This window comes from Pseudidiomarina salinarum, assembly GCF_000753715.1.
Taxonomy (GTDB): domain Bacteria; phylum Pseudomonadota; class Gammaproteobacteria; order Enterobacterales; family Alteromonadaceae; genus Pseudidiomarina; species Pseudidiomarina salinarum.
Map to the genome: position 1 here is coordinate 283237 of NZ_JPER01000001.1, position 18982 is coordinate 302218.

The 18982-nt window shown below is 53.9% G+C and carries 14 protein-coding genes and 1 tRNA gene; 10 read left to right on the forward strand and 5 right to left on the reverse strand.

Features of this window, described 5'->3' with window-relative positions:
* The first annotated feature begins 60 nt into the window (after window positions 1-60).
* The 3 genes from IDSA_RS01265 to IDSA_RS01275 all read left to right on the forward strand — a co-directional run bounded on the left by IDSA_RS01265 (window position 61) and on the right by IDSA_RS01275 (window position 5516).
* Window positions 61-1926 carry a DUF294 nucleotidyltransferase-like domain-containing protein gene (locus tag IDSA_RS01265; RefSeq protein ID WP_034773708.1) on the forward strand — a complete coding sequence of 622 codons (1866 nt, stop codon included), beginning with the start codon at window positions 61-63 and terminating at the stop codon, window positions 1924-1926.
* Window positions 1927-1930: 4 nt separating this feature from the next.
* Complete coding sequence (locus IDSA_RS01270) at window positions 1931-2575, forward strand: 3'-5' exonuclease (protein ID WP_034773710.1); 645 nt, start codon at window positions 1931-1933, stop codon at window positions 2573-2575.
* 280 nt (window positions 2576-2855) lie between these two features.
* Window positions 2856-5516, forward strand: a complete 2661-nt coding sequence (locus IDSA_RS01275) for a TonB-dependent receptor plug domain-containing protein (RefSeq protein WP_034773712.1) — start codon at window positions 2856-2858, stop codon at window positions 5514-5516.
* Between the two features lie 101 nt (window positions 5517-5617).
* Here the strand turns inward: IDSA_RS01275 and IDSA_RS01280 are convergent, their stop codons facing one another.
* From IDSA_RS01280 to rpsT, 4 genes are all read right to left on the reverse strand, one after another.
* Window positions 5618-6598: a class I SAM-dependent methyltransferase gene (locus tag IDSA_RS01280; RefSeq protein ID WP_034773714.1), complete on the reverse strand. Its 981-nt coding sequence runs from the start codon at window positions 6596-6598 to the stop codon at window positions 5618-5620.
* Window positions 6599-6642: 44 nt separating this feature from the next.
* Window positions 6643-6719: transfer RNA gene (locus IDSA_RS01285), tRNA-Arg, on the reverse strand.
* Between the two features lie 31 nt (window positions 6720-6750).
* Window positions 6751-8697, reverse strand: a complete 1947-nt coding sequence (locus tag IDSA_RS01290; RefSeq protein WP_034773716.1) for a S9 family peptidase — start codon at window positions 8695-8697, stop codon at window positions 6751-6753.
* Between the two features lie 173 nt (window positions 8698-8870).
* A complete protein-coding gene (gene rpsT / locus IDSA_RS01295; RefSeq protein ID WP_034773718.1) occupies window positions 8871-9131 on the reverse strand; it encodes a 30S ribosomal protein S20 in 261 nt (86 codons plus the stop codon).
* Between the two features lie 224 nt (window positions 9132-9355).
* On the opposite strand from rpsT, the gene IDSA_RS01300 reads away from it, so the two are divergent.
* From IDSA_RS01300 to ispH, 7 genes are all read left to right on the forward strand, one after another.
* Window positions 9356-11167, forward strand: a complete 1812-nt coding sequence (locus IDSA_RS01300) for a DUF885 domain-containing protein (RefSeq protein ID WP_034773720.1) — start codon at window positions 9356-9358, stop codon at window positions 11165-11167.
* 6 nt (window positions 11168-11173) lie between these two features.
* Window positions 11174-12739, forward strand: coding sequence for a murein biosynthesis integral membrane protein MurJ (gene murJ, locus IDSA_RS01305; protein ID WP_084694001.1), 1566 nt, complete (start codon window positions 11174-11176; stop codon window positions 12737-12739).
* Between the two features lie 91 nt (window positions 12740-12830).
* Window positions 12831-13760: a bifunctional riboflavin kinase/FAD synthetase gene (ribF, locus tag IDSA_RS01310; protein ID WP_034773722.1), complete on the forward strand. Its 930-nt coding sequence runs from the start codon at window positions 12831-12833 to the stop codon at window positions 13758-13760.
* Between the two features lie 61 nt (window positions 13761-13821).
* Entirely contained in the window at window positions 13822-16674 is a 2853-nt protein-coding gene (ileS, locus tag IDSA_RS01315) for an isoleucine--tRNA ligase (RefSeq protein ID WP_034773723.1), read from the forward strand.
* 1 nt (window position 16675) lies between these two features.
* On the forward strand, window positions 16676-17173 hold the full coding sequence (lspA, locus tag IDSA_RS01320) for a signal peptidase II (protein WP_034773724.1): 498 nt from the start codon (window positions 16676-16678) through the stop codon (window positions 17171-17173).
* Window positions 17170-17613, forward strand: a complete 444-nt coding sequence (gene fkpB / locus IDSA_RS01325) for an FKBP-type peptidyl-prolyl cis-trans isomerase (protein ID WP_034773725.1) — start codon at window positions 17170-17172, stop codon at window positions 17611-17613. The genes lspA and fkpB overlap by 4 nt, the downstream gene beginning before the upstream one ends.
* A gap of 23 nt (window positions 17614-17636) precedes the next feature.
* Window positions 17637-18581, forward strand: a complete 945-nt coding sequence (ispH, locus tag IDSA_RS01330; RefSeq protein ID WP_034773726.1) for a 4-hydroxy-3-methylbut-2-enyl diphosphate reductase — start codon at window positions 17637-17639, stop codon at window positions 18579-18581.
* A 3-nt stretch (window positions 18582-18584) separates the two neighbouring features.
* Here the strand turns inward: ispH and IDSA_RS01335 are convergent, their stop codons facing one another.
* A complete protein-coding gene (locus IDSA_RS01335) occupies window positions 18585-18965 on the reverse strand; it encodes a type IV pilin protein (RefSeq protein WP_034773727.1) in 381 nt (126 codons plus the stop codon).
* Between the last annotated feature and the right edge of the window lie 17 nt (window positions 18966-18982).

The following is an 18982-nucleotide window of genomic DNA, read 5'->3' on the forward strand; positions in this document are numbered from 1 at the left end:
TAAAAACCCGCCACCTGGCGGGTTTTTTGTCAGCGGTTTTGATCGTTGGAGGTAAGTCAGATGCAACCGGATTTTGCTGAGTTACAACGTTTTCTGCTGGACTGCCCGCCCTTTGATGAGCTGGATGCCGAACAGCGCCTGGCTGCGATTGAGCAGATGCAGGCGGTGTATCTGAATAAGCATAACGTTGAGTCACTGTTTAAGGAGCATAGCCCGGCGCTTTATATTGTACGCTCGGGCGTGTTTGATTTAATCGCGCCGGACGATACCGTGATTGAACGTCTGGAATCCCACGATTTATTTGGTTTTCCGTCGCTGCTGAGCGGCCGCCCAGTGGTGAACCGGCTGGCGGTAGAAGCCGACGGCATTGTCTATATTTGCCCGGAGCCAGTCTTTAACCAGCTGCGGCGTGCGTCAAAAGCCTTTGAGCATTATTTTATCCGGGCCCATGGCCAGCGCCTGCTGGAAGAACAAAAGAGCGAGCGGGGCGCCTCACGCAGCCGTGCTACCGGCCATCATCTGCAGCTACCCATCAGCGATGTGCTCAGGCGTAAGCTGGTGCAGATGCCCAGTAACGCGACTATCCGCAGTGCCGCTGAGCGGATGAGTCAGGAGCAGGTCAGCTCGATCCTGATTATTGACCCGCCGGATACCCTGGCCGGCATTCTGACCGACCGGGATCTGCGCAACCGGGTGGTGGCCCAGGGGCTGGACTATGAGCTGCAGGTGAACGCGGTGATGACGCCGGCACCAGCCACGGTGTACGGGCGGCAGAGCCTGATGGATGCGCTGGCACTGATGACCCAGCACAATATCCACCATTTGCCGGTGCTCAATGACAAGGATGAGCCGATCGGCATGATCACCAACACCGACCTGATGCGGCAGCAGCGCAGCGAGCCGGTGATGCTGATCAGCGCGCTGAATAAGGCTGCCAGCCTGGACGAGCTCATCGATGAAGCCCAGCATATGCCGGCTTATATTCAGACCTTTGCGGCGCGGGTGCACGATTCGACTATCGTCGGCCGCTTGCTGGCGTCATTGACCGATACTATGACCCGGCGCCTGATTGAGCTGTATGAGCGCGAGCATGGGGTGGCGCCGGCCGCGTATGCCTGGCTGGCGTTTGGCTCGCAGGGGCGCCAGGACCAGACCTTGAGTTCGGATCAGGACAACGGCCTGCTGCTGGCGGATGATCTCAACGCGCAGCAGCAGGACTGGTTTAAGGGGCTGGGCGACTTCGTCTGTGACGGCTTGTACCGCTGCGGCATCCCGTTATGCCCCGGGGATATTATGGCCAGTAACCAGGATTGCCGGCGCAGTCTGTCCGGCTGGCTTGATCGCTTCAGTAACTGGACCACCAGCCCCACGCCCAAGGCGCTTATGTATTGCCAGATCTTTTTTGACAGCCGCATGGTGGTGGGTAATAAGCGGTTATACAACAAATACCGGGCGGAAGTGGCGAAGCTGGGCCAGAGCGAGTTTTTTCTTGGAAATCTGGCGCGGCTGCAGTCGAATGTGCCGGTGCCGCTGGGGCTGTTTAACCGCTTTCGCAGCACGGAATCGGGCAAGGACAGCGATCTCATTAATATCAAACGTTATGGTATTGCGCTCATTAATGACATCGTCCGTACCTATTCTTTACACGCCGGCCTGACCGAGCCCGGCACCCTGGCGCGGCTGCAGGAGCTGAAGGGCAGCCGCCTGCTGAACCGGGGCGATAACCAGGCGCTGGGCGAGGCCTGGCTGTTTTTAAGTGGACTGCGGCTGCAGCATCAACTGGAGGTGTGGGGTACGGATAAGCCGAAGAACGCGCTGGATCCCGATGAACTCAGTACGCTTACCCGGCGACAACTGAAGTCGGCGTTCCGTATTATTAAGGAAGCCCAGCAGGGCGTGGGGCTCAAATTCGGACGCACGGGTTAAGCTGATGGTATTTTCCAGCATTACCAATTGGTTCAAGCGCAGGCGGCAGCTAGCGCGACCCTGGCAGGCCGTGCGCTATATCGCGCTGGATCTGGAAACCAGCGGGCTGCATCCGCAAACCGACAGCCTGCTCGCCATGGCCTGGATTGAGCTGAAGCCGCCGCTACTGGATTACCGCAGCGCACGCTATTATCTGCTGGGCCAGCAGGATACGGATTTAAAACAAAGTCCGGTGGTGCACGGTCTGCGGCAGCAGCATTTTGCCGATCCGGTCGACCCGCAGCAGGCACTGAAAGAATTAGCCGGGGTATTAAATGGTGCCGTATTGGTGTGCCATCATGTGCAGCTTGACTGGCAGTTTCTGAAAGCGGCGGCCAGCCGTTACGATATCAGGCTGCGACCGCTGGCGCTGTTTGATACTCTGCAGTTCGACGCCAGGCGGCTGCGCAAGCAGCAGCACCATATTGAGCGCGGCAGCCTGACGCTGGCCAGTTGCCGGCAACGCTATCAACTGCCGATTTATCAGGCCCATCATGCCTTCGATGACGCCGTAGGTTGTGGCGAGTTATTTCTGGCGCAGGCTTATCATTTTGGTGGTCGGGCCAGAGTCAGTGTCGGGGAAATTATCCGGCAGACCCGCAGCGCCTGACCCGACTGGCTTGCACCCCCTGGCGCAACAAAAACCAAACAAATGTGACCATCCTTTACACTGTTATCGCAAAAAAGTTCCCTAAAAGAGCAAAAAATATTGGTTTTTAACGCTATACAAGGTTGCTCAATGCATTCTTTTTGATTAGTATCGGGTACTGATCGGTTGGAGTCTTTACCAATTTTTTGTTAACAGACCCCGATCGGAACAAGCAAGCTAAGCAATTAGCTGCAGGTTTATAACCTAGTAAATCACTTAAAAAGTGATCCAGGGAGAAGATATGTATACTAACAATAAATTAGCTAAGTCTATCCGCTTAGCACTTATGTTCGGAGCTGCTTCAATGGCATTCTCTGGTACTGCGGCAGCGCAGAACCAGGAAGAAGAGCCAGTAGAAGAACTCGAAGAAGAAGTGCAGGAGCGTATCCAGGTTACCGGTTCACGTATTCGCCGTACTGACATGGAAGGCGCAGTTCCAGTAACTGTTATCGACCGTGAAGCGATCGACCTGTCTGGTGACATGTCAGTTTCTGACATCATCCGTAACACTACTTTCAACTCAGCCGGTTCATTCCGTCCTCAGTCTGGTTCATCTGCACAAGGTGTTTCTCAGGTAAGCTTACGTGGCCTTGGTGCTTCACGTACGCTGGTACTGGTCGATGGTCGTCGTCTGACTATGTCCCCTTCAACGGGTTCTAGCCAGGATTTGAACTCGATTCCAATCGGTGCTGTAGAGCGTATCGAAATCCTTTCTGACGGTGCATCAGCAATCTACGGTTCTGACGCTATCGGCGGTGTAATCAACGTTATTACGCGTAAAGATTACAACGGCGCTCAGCTGACCTTAGGTGAAGGTGAAGTTTCTGTACCAAGCGAAGGCGGTGACCGTGAGCAAGGTAGCATCCTGTTCGGTTCATCTGATGCGAAAACCTCACTGTTAGGTGGCGTATCATGGAACAAGCGTGAAATCGTATACGAAAACGCATACCCATGGGTACAACCAGGTGCTTCGATTTTCGGTGCTAACTTCTTCGCTGTAGAAGATACATACGCGTTCCAGGGTATCCCTGGTGCATGTGCTGAAGACAACTTCTACATCGATGGTGGCCTGTGCCGTTATAACTTCAACGCGACTAACGCGAATGAAGCTTCTTCAGCGAACGAATCACTGTTCCTGAAAGGTACGCATCAAATCAATAACGACTGGATGTTCTACGCCAACGCAAGTGTTGCTGAGACCGTATCATTTGGCCGTTATGCACCAGTACCTGATTCAAACTTCTACTATGGCGACGCGCTAACTACGCCAGCTGATAGCTTCAACAACCCGACTAACCCTGATGCTTGGTTCTACGATCCAAACAACCCGGATGCGGTCGCGTATGATCCTGCTATCGGTGACAATGCTCCAGTGTACCTGTGGCACCGCTTTGCCGCTGTAGGTAACCGTGATAGTACCGTAACCAACAAAAGCGAAGATTTACTGGTTGGTTTTGAAGGTATGATCGGCGATCAGGCTATTGATTTCGGCTACCGTCGTGTTCGCAACAACACTGCAGACATCGGTCGTGGCTACCTGGCAGCGAACTTTGCCTGGGATAGCATTAATAACTTTAACCCAGGCTATTGCGAAGATGGCACGTTCGATGCCGCTAGCTGCCGTACGGGTTATAACATTCAGTCTCCAAGCTCGAACCCAGAGCAAGTACTGGCTGGTTCTAACGTAACTATCTCACGTATCTCTGATTTTGATATCGATGAGTACTACGCAAATACAGCGTTTGATGTTATGTCTACCGACGCTGGTATGATCCAGGGCTTCCTGGGCTTTGAACACCGTCAAGAGCGTTACAGCGACCAATATGACTCACAGTCAGAAGCTGGTCTGGTAGGTGGTTCTGCAGGTAACTCTGCGGGCGGCACTCGTCAGGTTAACGCTGCGTTCTTCGAAGTATTAGTTCCTGTAACTTATGACTTCGAACTGAACTTTGCGGGTCGTTACGATAGCTACTCTGACTTTGGTAGCAACTTTGCACCTAAAGTGAGCTTCAAGTGGTCAGTAACTGAAGACATCATCTGGCGTGGTTCTTGGGGCCAGGGCTTCCGTGCTCCGTCACTGGATATCCTGACTCAGAAGACTTCATTCTCAGCTGATTCAGTAAACGATCCTACTACCTGTACTCTGTTAGCCGGTGATCCTGCTAAGCCATGCCAAATCAGCGCTTACTACCAGGCGAACGCCGACCTGGGTGCTGAAGAGTCAGATCAGATCTCTACTGGTTTAGCGATGAACGTAACTGAGCAAATCAGCTTCGCCATCGATTACTACGACATTGAGATCACCAACCGTATCCGTCAGTTCGGTTCACAAGCACTGATCAACCGTGAACTTGCTGGTGACCCGGTTCCTGCTGGTCTTGGCGTAATTCGTAACGCTGATGGCGTTATCACGCGCATCAATGCTGGTTACGGTAACGAAGGTACACTGGAAACTTCAGGTCTTGACTTTAACCTTCGTGCAAACTGGGACTTCGGTTCTATGGGCGCACTGTCACAGAACCTGCAAGTCAGCCATGTACTGGACTATAAAATTGATGGTGGCCGTGACACAGTGGGTGACTTAGGTTTCCCTCAGCAACGTGCTAACTTCAATAACGACTATAGCTTCGGTGACTGGACCTTCGCTTATAACCTGAACTACATCGGTGATACTGCTCGCGAAACTATCGCTGGCGTACAACTTGGTAGCGTAGGTAGCTGGGTAACGCATGACTTCCAGGTGAACTATGCCACACAGTGGGATAGCCAGCTTACTCTGGGCGTACAGAACGCGTTTGAGAAGTTACCTGAGTTAGTGCCTTACGGTGGTCGTGACTACAACTACAACCTGTACAACGGTTGGGGTCGTGTATTCTACGTACGTTTCCAACAAAACTTCTAATTTAGAAGATTCGTTACGAAACACTTAGAAAGACAAATAAAAACGGGGCCTAGCGCCCCGTTTTTTTATGTTTGTCTTATTATTTTTTTTAAGAAGAGGGCTTACTTTTTCCGGATCTTAAGTGTCCAGGCAAAGGTATCGCCATCGTGTTCGATTACGTCCGCTTCAAATTTTGCCCCTGATTTTTCGGCAGCCTTTTTCAGCGCAGTAATATCCTTTTTCGCCAGTGCGGCATTTAGCTGGTCCTGAAGCCGCAGCTTGTGGTCACTTAGTAAATGGTATTCAAAGGCCAGTTGCTTGCGGCATTCTGCCAGATTGTCACCTTTCATCACCTGCATAACCCGGGCTACGCGGCGTACTACATCATTTACCCACATCTGCTGTTCGGCTTTATTGTATCGTTCTTGCAGGGCTTGCATGGTCCACTGGATACTGCGGCTGATAATCCGATTATGGGAGAATTCAGACCAGCCCTTCTCACCGAGTTGTGGAATGGCCTGTGCTGCGAGGTCAATAAGCAGATCGGCTTGCTGGAACAGCGGGCTGTTTTCAAGAATATCAGTAAGGATAACCACGCCTTGCTTCGAGTCTTTCAGAAGCGAGCTGCTGGCGTGATGGGCCATTGCGGTAAAGGTACCGCCTTCCTTTAGTGATTCAAGAATTGATTTTAGTGCCTGGTTACGGTCAGCGTATTCAAAAGCGAACTGACTGACGACCGCATCAACACTGCCGGCAACGAAGGGCATTTGCTCGACCGGAGTCTCACTATGGAACGTAATCTGCTTTAGTTTTTTCGCTATAGCCGGGGACGATTTACTGAGCTGCGCGGCGGGGTCGATCCTGGCCGCATCTACACCATGGATAACAAAGTCTTTCTGATTGGCGCGGCTGTAGTCGAAGGCCAGCAATGCCAAAGCGCCATTACCAGAACCGGCATCGATAACAGTACCGCCGGTGGGGATTTCAGCAAACGTCGTATCCCAGAATTTTTTTACTACGCCGGTATAGCCTTTATTAGCCTCACCTTCAGCGAAGCTGTTGAGCACACCTTTGGTGTGCCAGTATTTACTCCAGTGTTCCATTGTTTAGTCCTTAATTATTGATATTCTTTATTGGTATTCGGAAATGGCGTCCCCGGCAGGAGTCGAACCTGCGACCTGCCCCTTAGGAGGGGGCTGCTCTATCCTGCTGAGCTACGGGGACGAACGGCCCCGGTTGGCGGGGCCGTATCGGCTTAGCGGGTGCCGTCGCCTAAGTGTTTAGTGAAGAACACATCGAGGCTATTATACAGATCAAACTTGTTGGGTTCGAGCTGAAAGCCGTGGCCTTCGTCACGGAGCATGGATTGGTAGGGGATCTTCGCTTTATCGAGGGCATCGGTCAGGGCTTCATATTGCGCCATAGGTACCCGAACGTCGTCTTCGCCATGCACGATATAGAGCGCGGCTTTGATTTTGTCGACGTTAAATGCCGGTGAGTTGGCTTGGAGTTCGGCTTGATCATCGCCAAGGACATGAGATAAATATTTTCTGCCGCTTTCCCGGCCCGGAATATCGCCGGTCGTTTTCATTACCGGCAGTGAATACACGCCCACGTAACCAACGGCACACTGATAGAGGTCTGGTTCACGTATAACGCCCATCATTGATGCATAGCCGCCGTAACTGCCACCATAAATACAGATGTGGTCTTTATCCGCATAACCCTGCTCAATCGCCCACAAGGTCGCATCCGTCACGTCATTCTGCATTTCGCGGCCCCATTTACGGTAGCCGGCTTCTTCGAATAGCTGGCCGTAACCGCCGGAACCACGAAAGTTCACCTGCAGAACGGCAAAGCCGCGGTTAGCGAAGAACTGATTCTCTGCGCTGAATCCCCAACGATCAAAGGGGCCATGCGGGCCACCATGAACATTAACGATTAATCGCTTAACTTGAGCCTCATCATGCGCTTGCGGAATCGTCAGATAGCCGTTGAGCCGGAGACCATCGCGGGCCTCGATGTTAAAAGGTGTTACTTCCGCCATATCGGCCGGGTTAAGCTTAGGGTTTGGTGAGGCGATATAGCTGGCTTCCAGGGTATCGGTGTTAAACAGATAATATTCGCCCGCATTTCGATCGGAGCTTACCGCTACTACAGCCTGGGTCTTGTCTTCGGTCAGACTGGTGAGTGTTACGCGCTGTCCGGGAAATGATGCTTCCAGCCGTTTTAGTAGCTGTGCCGACTTACTATCATCAACATACACGCGGCGGAAATAGTCAGGCATAAATTCAAAACCTACGATAGCGCCGTTCATTCCATACACCGGGCCCATCACGTTGGAAACGGGATCATCGGCTACCGCCGTCATATCGCCCGTGAGGGTGTCGAATTTATAGATCGCCGTGGTTTTGCTGTCGTGATCAGAAATCAGGTAGGCGTAGCGCTCATCTTCGGTGAAACCACCAAAGCTAAGGTTTTTGCCTTTCTCGAAGTTGCTGATATCGAATTCTTTCCATTCTGCTGATCCGAGTGGTTTGTAGTACAGCCACAGTGAACCATCGCCATACTCGTCGTCACGCTCTTCTTCATAAGCGTAGGCTGCCCGCAGTTCACCGCTATTATCCGTGATCAGGCTATTGGCGCGGGGGGGCTGATCAGCGAGATAGTAAAGCCGGCCATCGTTAACGTTCATTCGATGAGCCTTCATTTCGCCATCGTCTGCATAATGAAATTTACCGATCAGGATATGCTCCGGATCCTCAGGCCATAAATGCAGGAGACGGTAACCTGTCCGACCCCATTTAAAGAGTTCGCGACGGTTACTGCCATCAACATTGGCGCCGTAGAGACTGGGAACGCCGCCTTTTTCATCCAGGAAACCGACAAACTTAGAGCCCTCAAAAATAATTCGCTCGTTATTAACCCAGTTAATATTGCTAAAGCGGATATTGTCGCCAAAGGCAAAGCTGGTGGTCACCTTGCGCTGTTCGCGGTCGAAGATGATGATTTTATCGCGACTGCCTTCGCTGGATTTAATAGCAAAGTGGCGGCCGTCGGGCGAAATATGAACGCCGTTGTACACCGCGTTACTAAAAAAATCCTCGACTGGGAACTCTTTCGGTTGGGCGTTGGCCGAGAGGGAAGCACTGCTCAGCATCAGAGCGAACAGCAGGGTTAAAAAATGAGTCAGGCGCGTCATAGCTGGGAAGTCTCCACTGGTGCAGGTTTATTATCGTTATTGTTAGAGAGCAACATTATGACAACAAAGGTAGGCAAATAGAAGGCAGGCGGGGCTGAAAGGTATAAAAAAACCGGCCACAGGCCGGTTTTTTTGTAACTAACTGTGAAGTTAGTTTCGATACACGAAGCGTCTTAAAGCGATTTGATTTTCGCAGTCAAACGGCTCTTGTGCCGGGCAGCCTTATTTTTGTCGATAAGGCCTTTGGTCGCATAACGATCCAGAACTGGTTGAAGACTAGTAAATGACTGTTCAGCAGTAGCTTTATCGCCTGCCTCGATGGCAGCAGTTACTTTCTTCAACAAGGTACGCATCATTGAGCGACGGCTCGCGTTATGGCGACGGTTTTTTTCCGCTTGCACCGCGCGCTTTTTCGCAGACTTAATGTTAGCCAAGGTGAACTCCTAAAATTCGTTATCAGATCGCGTGTGTTTATTAGGGCGGGGAATATGCCTGTTTTTGGCTTTAAAGTCAAGCGTGAGATTGGATATTTGGACTGTTTTAGTAAGCTACGCGTTAAAACACAGATGCAAGTTACTGGCCGATTAGGTTATTATCGAACGTCAGGCGCTACAAATAATAATAATCCGGCTGCGGCCAGTCACTATCGGGGTTTCTTATGTGGAAATGGACTAAACGGGGCTTAGCGACTGTGGTCGTTGTGGGCGCCATACTCATTATTAATGCGATTTGGTTTAAGCCGTTTTCAATTCGCGTGTTTTATGACCGCACTATGTTAGATACCGCGATGAATTCACCGCAGTTGCTGACCCAGCTGCGGATTCTGGAAGGCTTTGGTTTTCGTGGTCACAACGCTGAGCTGGATAACCTGTCGCCGGCGGTGCGCGCTGAACGCATGGATAAGCTGCGCGAGAATTATGAAACCTTCCGCTCTTATGATCGCGAAGGGCGTACCGGCCAGGATCTGATCTCCTACGATATTTTTGACTACTTCCTCAGCACCATGATTGAGGGCGAGCGCTGGCAGTGGCACGGCTATCCGATTACCCAGCTAAGTGGTGTGCATACCAACCTGCCATCGTTTTTGTCAGACATGCATCAGGTTAGCGATGACACTGACGCTGAGCATTATGTGAGCCGGCTCAATGCTGTTGATCTGCAGTTTTCACAGCTGCTGGAAGATCTCGAAATACGCACTGAAAAAGGCATTATTCCGCCGCGCTTTGTGATCGATGCGGTGATTAGCCAGATGGAAACCATCATGGAGCCGGCACCGGCTGATAATATGATGGTGACCTCGTTCGCTAAGAAGCTTGAACAAACTGAGCTGACCGCGGCCGAGCAACAGGATTTTCTGAAGCAGGCTGAAGTTGCGATGGAAGTATCTGTGTATCCGGCTTACCGTCGCTTGCATACATACTTCGTGCAACTGGCGCCGCTGGCGACCAATGACGCCGGCGTCTGGAAATTGCCGGATGGCGAAGCCTATTACGCTTATATGCTGAAGCAGAATACCACCACGGATCTGAACCCTGATGAAGTGCATCAGATTGGTCTGAGTGAAGTGGCGCGTATTCATGCGGAAATGCGGGCTATTTTTGATCAGCTGGGGCATCCGGCGGACGTCAGCATCGGCGCGTTATTACAGCGGATGAATGAAGACCCGCAGTTCCTGTATCCGGATACCGACGCCGGCCGCGAGCAGATCCTGGCCGACTACACGGCTATTGTGGATGACATTTATACCTATATTGATCCGGCCTTCCGCAGTAAGCCAGAAGCCGGGCTGGAAGTGGTGCGGGTACCCCAGTATGCTGAGAAGAACGCACCGGGCGCTTATTACCAGCGGCCGGCGCTGGACGGCTCCCGGCCGGGCCGTTTTTATGCCAACCTGTACGATATCAAGGCCACGCCGAAATACGGCATGAAAACCCTGACCGTGCATGAAGGGGTGCCGGGGCATCATTATCAGCTGGCGTTGCAGCAGGAAATGACCGGGCTGCCGATTTTCCGTTCTTTTATGCCGTTTTCAGTTCACGCCGAAGGCTGGGCGCTGTATACCGAGCAGCTGATGGCGGATCTGGGCTTTTATGAGAACGACCCCCACGGTGATCTGGGCCGGCTGCAGGCGGAACTGTTCCGCGCTATCCGGCTGGTGGTCGATACCGGTATCCACGCCAAGCGCTGGACCCGCGAAGAGGCCATTGACTATATGGCGTCGCAGGGCGGCATGACGATTTCCGATGTGACCTCTGAAATTGAGCGTTATATCGTCTGGCCTGGTCAGGCGACCTCGTACAAGATTGGCATGCTGAAATTTGTCGAGCTGCGCGAAAAAGCGCGGACCGAACTGGGCGATGCGTTTGACCTGCGTGACTTCCATGACGTGGTGCTGACCAGCGGCGGTATGCCGCTGGATGTGCTGGAGCGGTTAATTGATGATTACATCGCTGACAAGAAAGCAGGTTAAGTCGCTTTGAGTCGTAAACTGGCACGGTCAGGCGTTGTCGTCAGCGCCATGACCTTTGTTTCGCGGGTGCTGGGACTGGCCCGCGATGTGGTCATTGCCAACCTGATGGGTGCCGGTGCGGCTGCCGATGTATTTTTCTTTGCCAATAAAATCCCGAATTTTTTACGCCGGCTGTTTGCAGAGGGGGCTTTTGCCCAGGCTTTTGTGCCGGTACTCACCGAATACAAACAGGGCCATCCGCTGGATGTGCAGCGGCTGCTGATTGCCCGGGTGTCGGGCACCTTAGGCACTATAGTCACCATAGTGACCCTGCTTGGCGTGATTTTGTCGCCGGTGGTGGCGGCCCTGTTCGGCATGGGCTGGTTTCTGGACTGGTATCACGACGGGCCCCAGGGCCATAAGTATGTGCTGGCGTCAGACCTGCTGCGCATTACCTTTCCGTATCTGTGGTTTGTTACTTTCGCGGCACTGGCCGGGGCTATATTAAATACCCTGGGCAAGTTCGCGGTGGCGGCTTTTACCCCGGTGTTTCTCAACGTTGCTATTATCGCCGCCGCTATCTGGCTGGCGCCGTATTTTGAGCAGCCCGAGTACGCCCTGGCCTGGGGTGTGTTCTTTGGTGGCTTGCTGCAGTTTTTATTCCAGTTGCCGTTTATCCGCCGCGCCGGCATGCTGACCCGGCCCCAGTGGGGCTGGCGTGATCCCGGCGTGACCAAAATCCGCAAGCTGATGATCCCGGCGTTGTTCGGGGTGTCGGTAAGCCAGATCAACCTGCTGCTGGATACCTTTATTGCCAGCTTTCTGATGAGCGGTTCGATCAGCTGGCTGTATTACTCCGACCGGTTGCTGGAGTTCCCCCTGGGCTTATTTGGCATCGCCATCGCCACAGTGATTCTGCCGGCGCTGTCGAGCCGCCATGTGGATAAGTCATCCGACGAATTCAGCCGCACCCTCGACTGGGGGCTCCGCACCGTGATCCTGCTGGGGCTGCCGGCCATGACCGGCTTGCTGGTGCTGGCCGAACCGATGCTGATGGTGCTGTTTATGCGCGGCGAGTTTACTCCGGAAGACGCGCGGCTGGCATCCTACAGTCTGTACGCCTACGGCAGCGGGTTGCTGAGCTTTATGCTGGTGAAGGTGCTGGCGACGGGCTTTTATTCACGCCAGGACACCAAACGTCCGGTGCGCTACGGCATTATCGCCATGGTGTCGAATATGGTGCTGAACCTGGTGTTTGCGATTCCCTTTGGTTACGTTGGCCTGGCCATCGCGACCTCGATATCGGCGGCGATTAACGCCGGCTTACTGGGTTATAACCTGTGGCGTGATGGCGTGCTGAAACGCTACCCCGGCACGTTAACTTATATCGCTAAAGTGGTGGTTGGCTGCGCGGCCATTGTGGCTGCGGTCTGGTATCTGAGTCCGTCGCGCGACTGGTGGCTCACGGCTGAGATCTGGCCGCGTATCGGCCAGTTAAGCATGCTGATTGGCGCGGGTGCCGGTGCTTACGGCCTGACCCTGCTGCTGCTGCGGATCCGCGTCAAGGTACCCAAAACGGTCATTAAGAAATAACCCGCGGTGGCCTAAGCATTCATTATCGGTTGTCAGGCTGCTATAATCGGCAGCTTAGCTGAAGCGACATAACGAGATTATATTCCCGACTATGCAACTCATTCGTGGGATCCATAACATTCGCCGCGAACATCGCGGCTGCGTGCTGACTATTGGCAACTTTGACGGCGTACACCTGGGCCACCAGGCGGTGCTGGCGCAGGTGACTGAGCAGGCCCGGCAGCGCGCTTCCGCCGCAGCGGTGATGACCTTTGAACCACAGCCCCAGGAATTGTTTCAGCCCGACAAAGCCCCGGCCCGTCTGACGAATTTCCGCGAAAAACATCTGGCGCTGCGCGAGCGCGGTATTGATCGCCATATTGTGATCGAATTTAATCGCAAGTTTGCCAACCTGCCGGCCAGTACTTTTATTGAAAAGGTTCTGGTGGAACAGCTGGGCGTTGAGTTTCTGGTAGTGGGCGATGATTTTCGTTTCGGCAAAGACCGCGAAGGCGACTTTGCGCTGTTGCAGCGTGCCGGCAAGGACCTGGGGTTTGAGGTGGTGGATACCCGTAGTTACCGGCAGCAGCAACAGCGGGTCAGCAGCACCGCTATCCGCACTGCCCTGAAAGCCGGCGATTTTGCTGAAGCCGAAGCCATGCTGGGCCGGCCTTACGCGTTCTGCGGCCGGGTAGTACACGGCGAGAAGAAAGGCCGTACCATTGGCTTCCCCACGGCGAATATCCGCTTACACCGGCTGCGTAGCCCCTTGCAGGGCGTATTTGCGGTACGGGTGCGACTTGCCGGTGGTGATGAGCTGCTGGATGGTGTAGCGAATGTCGGTCGCCGGCCTACGGTGAAAGGCACAGTCGAACAGCTGGAAGTACACTTGTTTGACTATGAGGGTGAGCTCTACGGCCGGCAGCTGGAAGTGATTCCGGTGGCGGCGATACGCCCGGAACAAAAATTTGCCGATTTTGCTGATTTACGTGAACAAATTAAAGCCGATGCAGAGGTAGCCCGATCCCTGCTGCGCAGGTAGAATACCCCTATTGTTAATACGCTGGCGCAAACAGCCCGATGATGATCAAACAGGAAGCCTGATGACTGACTATAAACACACGCTTAACTTGCCGGACACTGAGTTTCCGATGCGCGGTAACCTGGCGCAGCGTGAACCGCAGATGCTGGAACAGTGGTATGCCGACGATGTGTACGGCCTGGTGCGCAATGCCAAGGCAGGCCAGCCGGTGTTTATAGTGCACGACGGACCTCCGTATGCGAACGGGCAGATCCACATTGGCCATGCGGTCAATAAGATCTTAAAAGACATTATCGTGAAGGCCAAAACCCTCAGTGACTTTGACGCGCCTTACGTGCCGGGCTGGGACTGCCATGGCCTGCCGATTGAGCTGCAGGTTGAGAAGAAATACGGCAAGCCGGGTAAGAAACTGACCGTGGCTGAGTTCCGTCAGCATTGCCGGGATTACGCGATGACGCAGGTTGAAGCGCAGCGCGAGGATTTTAAACGGCTGGGCGTGTTCGGCGACTGGGATAATCCTTACCTGACCATGAACCCGCAGCAGGAAGCTGACAGCCTGCGGGCGCTGGGCAAGATCATTGCCAACGGCCATATGGAGCAAGGCTTTAAGCCGGTGCACTGGTGTACCGACTGTGGCTCGGCGTTGGCTGAAGCTGAAGTGGAATATCAGGACAAGCGTTCGCCGGCGATTGATGTCAGCTACCGCGTTGTTGATGAAGCGCGGGTGCTGAGCGCATTTGACCATCCGGCGGAGCATGCCGGTGAAGGCGAAGTGGCCATGGTGATCTGGACCACCACGCCGTGGACGATTCCGGCCAGCCGCGCGGTGTCTGTGCATCCGGGTCTGGATTACGCATTAGTGCAGGTTGAAGCGACCGACGAGCGTCCGGCCCAGCGACTGATTGTCGCCACCGATCTGGTGACTTCGGTGATGGAGCGCTGGAACATCAGCCATTATCACAATCTGGGCTATGCCAAGGGTGAAGCGCTGGAACTGATGCAGTTGCACCATCCGCTGTTTGACCACCAACTGCCGGTGATCCTGGGCGAGCACGTGACGACGGAATCAGGTACCGGCTGTGTGCATACCGCGCCGGGCCATGGTGTGGACGACTTTATCGTCGGTAAGCGCTATAACATCGAAGTCTATAACCCGGTGGGTGATAACGGCGTGTACAAAGACGACACCCCGATGTTTGCCGGTCAGCACGTGATGAAAGCTAACCCCAATATTGTTGATGCGCTGCAGGAAGCCGGACGGCTGGTTCACCATGAAGCTTATAACCATTCGTATCCGCATTGCTGGCGCCATAAAACGCCAATTATTTTCCGTGCCACGCCGCAGTGGTTTATCAGCATGGACAAAGAAGGCCTGCGCAGCAAAGCGCTGAACGAAATCAAACAGGTTCGCTGGGTGCCGGAATGGGGCCAGAGCCGCATTGAAAGCATGATCGACGGCCGGCCCGACTGGTGTATTTCACGCCAGCGCACCTGGGGCAACCCGATTGCGGTGTTTGTGAACCGCGATACCGATGAACTGCACCCGCGTACCCTGGAGTTGCTGGAGCAGGTTGCTCAGCGCATCGAAAAAGATGGCGTGCAGGCCTGGTTTGACCTGGAGCCGGCGGAGTTGCTGGGCGAAGAGGAAGCGAAAAAATACCGCAAGGTAACCGATACCCTGGATGTCTGGTTTGACTCGGGTGTGACCCATGAAGCCGTGCTGAATAAGGTCGACGGCCTGCAGTGGCCGGCGGATTTGTACCTGGAAGGTTCGGATCAGCATCGCGGCTGGTTCCAGTCATCGCTGCTGACCGGCGTTGCCATGTATGAAAAGGCGCCGTACAAGCAAGTACTTACTCACGGTTTTACCGTTGACGGTCAGGGCCGCAAGATGTCCAAGTCTATCGGTAACGTGGTCGCGCCCCAGGAAGTCATGAACAAGCTGGGTGGCGATATCCTGCGGCTGTGGGTTGCGGCGACGGATTACTCGGCGGAGATGACAGTTTCTGATGAGATCCTGAAGCGGGCGGCGGACAGCTACCGGCGTATCCGCAATACCGCGCGCTTCCTGCTGTCGAACATCAATGAATTTGAACCGTCGCAGCACGCCGTTGAGCCTGACGATATGGTCGACATCGATCGCTGGATTGTGGCCCGTGCCATGGCGCTGCAGGACGAGTTGCTGAATGCTTATGATGACTACCAGTTCCATGTGGTGGTACAGAAAATCATGCACTTCTGCTCGATTGAGCTGGGCAGCTTCTATCTGGACGTAATTAAAGATCGTCAGTACACCGCTAAGCGTGACAGTGTGGCACGGCGTTCATGTCAGACGGCGATGTACCATATCGCCGAGGCGCTGGTACGCTGGCTGATGCCGATCTGTAACTTTACCGCTCAGGAAATCTGGCAGGCGCTGCCGGCCACCCTGGCCGACGGCAGCAAGCGTGATAAGTACGTATTTGCGCAGGTCTGGTACCGCGGTGCCGACAACATCGAAGTCAGTGACGAAGACAACGCGTTCTGGCAGCAGCTGCTGGAGATCCGTGATGAGGTGAACCGGGCGCTGGAGCAGGCCCGTCGCGATGAAGTGATTGGCGGCTCGCTGCAGGCGGAATTAACCTTGTACGCACAGCAGGAACTGGCCGACAAACTGAAAAGTCTGGGCGAGGAACTGCGCTTTGCGCTGCTGACGTCTGCGGTGAAGGTGGAAGTCAGCACCAAGCCACCGGCCACAGCAAAAGAAACTGAAATTGAAGGGCTGTGGGTACAGGTTGCCAAATCGCCTTACGTGAAGTGCGAGCGCTGCTGGCACCATCGTCCGGAAGTGGGCACCATTGATTCCCACCCAACCCTGTGTAAGCGTTGCGTCAGTAATGTCGCCGGCGCCGGTGAGGAACGTCATTTTGCCTGATATGAAAGCTATTAAGCAGGCTTCGGGTCTGCGCTTTTTGTGGCTGACGCTGGCGCTGATTGTGCTGGATCAGTTGACCAAGCAGTGGGTGATCCGGGTGTTTGATCTCTACGAAAGCATCAACGTGATGCCTTTTGTGGATTTCACCTACGTGCGTAACTACGGTGCGGCTTTTAGCTTTCTGGCGGATCAGAGCGGCTGGCAGCGCTGGCTGTTCACTGGCCTGGCGATTGCGGTGAGTATTGTGCTGATCATCTGGCTGCGGCGTAATGCTGCCAGCTTATGGCGTCAGAACCTGGCGTTTGCGCTGATCCTGGCCGGGGCCCTTGGCAACGTGCTGGACCGCATGATGTATGGTTACGTTATTGATTTTATCGATGTTCACGCCAACGGTTGGCACTGGCCAGCGTTTAATATCGCCGATATGGCGATTTCTGTGGGCGCGGTATTGATGTTACTGGAAGCCTTTTTTGAACAGCGTCAGGAGCCGGCAAAATGATCAAGCGTCTGCCAATTGAACATGGCCGTGAAGTGGTCCTGCATTTTACTATTAAGCTCAGTGATGACTCGGTTGCCGACAGCACCAAAATGAGCGGTAAGCCGGCGAAATGCCGGATGGGCGATGGCTCGCTGACGGATAATTTTGAAGCTTGTCTGGTGGGCCTGCGGGCCGGCGATGAGCGTGAGTTCGAGCTGGCACCCGAAGATGCCTTTGGTGAGCCGAACCGTGATAATATTTATCAGGTCGACCGCACCAAGTTCACCGACCAGACCAAGCCGGAAGTGGGTGCTATTATCGCCTTTACCCAACCTGATGGCACGGATTTACCGGGTATTGTGCGGGCGGTGAACGAGCGGTTTGTGACCATAGATTTTAACCATCCGCTGGCTGGCCAGCGGGTGCGGTTTGCCGTCGAAATTATTGAAGTAAATCCGTAAGGTAAACCCGTAAGGAGGGGACTATGGAGATTGTACTAGCTAATCCGCGGGGCTTTTGCGCCGGCGTTGATCGTGCGATCACCATTGTCGAGCGTGCGCTGGAAATTTTTGAACCGCCGATTTATGTGCGTCATGAAGTGGTGCATAACAAATACGTAGTGGATTCGCTGCGTCAGCGCGGCGCCGTTTTTGTTGAAGAACTCGACGAAATTCCCGATGACAATATTGTTATCTTTTCTGCCCATGGCGTTTCCCAGGCCGTGCGTCAGGCCGCCAAAGACCGTGGCCTGCGGGTGTTTGACGCTACCTGTCCGCTGGTAACTAAGGTGCATATGGAAGTGACCCGCGCCAGCCGGAAGGGGCACGAGTGCGTGCTTATCGGCCATGCCGGCCACCCCGAAGTGGAAGGCACTATGGGCCAGTACAATAACGCCAGTGGTGGAATTTACCTGGTGGAATCGGTCGCTGATGTTGAAAAGCTGCAGGTAAAAAATCCGCAGGAACTGCATTATATGAGCCAGACCACCTTGTCGGTGGATGATACCGCGGATGTGATCGACGCGTTGCGGGCTAAATTTCCCGATGTGCAGGGGCCGCGCAAGGACGATATCTGTTATGCCACTCAGAACCGTCAGGACGCCGTACGCGAACTGGCCGGCGAAGTGGATGTATTGCTGGTGGTTGGCGCCCGCAATAGTTCAAACTCGAACCGGCTGCGTGAGCTGGCTGAAAAAATGGGCACAACCGCTTATCTGATTGATGATGCTTCTTGTATTGACCGCGACTGGCTGAGCGATAAAGCGCGCGTTGGCGTTACTGCGGGAGCCTCGGCCCCCGAGGTGCTGGTACAGGACGTGATCCGCCAGCTGCAGGAATGGGGCGGTACCACGGCACGTGAGCGCAGTGGTCGCCTGGAAAACATCACTTTTTCAATTCCGCCTGAGCTGCGCGTAACTAACGTCGGGTAAACCTTACCAACATTCGGCCGGCGTTTTCTCGTCATTATGGTTAAGACTGATGCTGGTACAGTTCACATCTCCCGTCTGACTACCGGTGGCGGTTGCGGTCAGCGTGTAAGTTTCCATGCCGACATTGCTGGTACTGAAGCTGTAGTACTGGCTGCTGGGAGTGACATTCAGCGAGGCCAGGTCAGCGTAGCTGCTGTTGCGTAAGCGCCACTCTTCCTGCGCCATTTGCAGTTCAAGCAGCTGGGCGATAGCATCAGCGCGGCGCGCTTCCTGCACGTAGCCAACATAAGACGGATAGGCGATGGCGCCGAGAATGCCGATGATGGCAATCACCACCATTAATTCAATCAGGGTTATACCTTTCAACGTTTTTTTAACTTGCATTTATTCCCCCTGTCGTA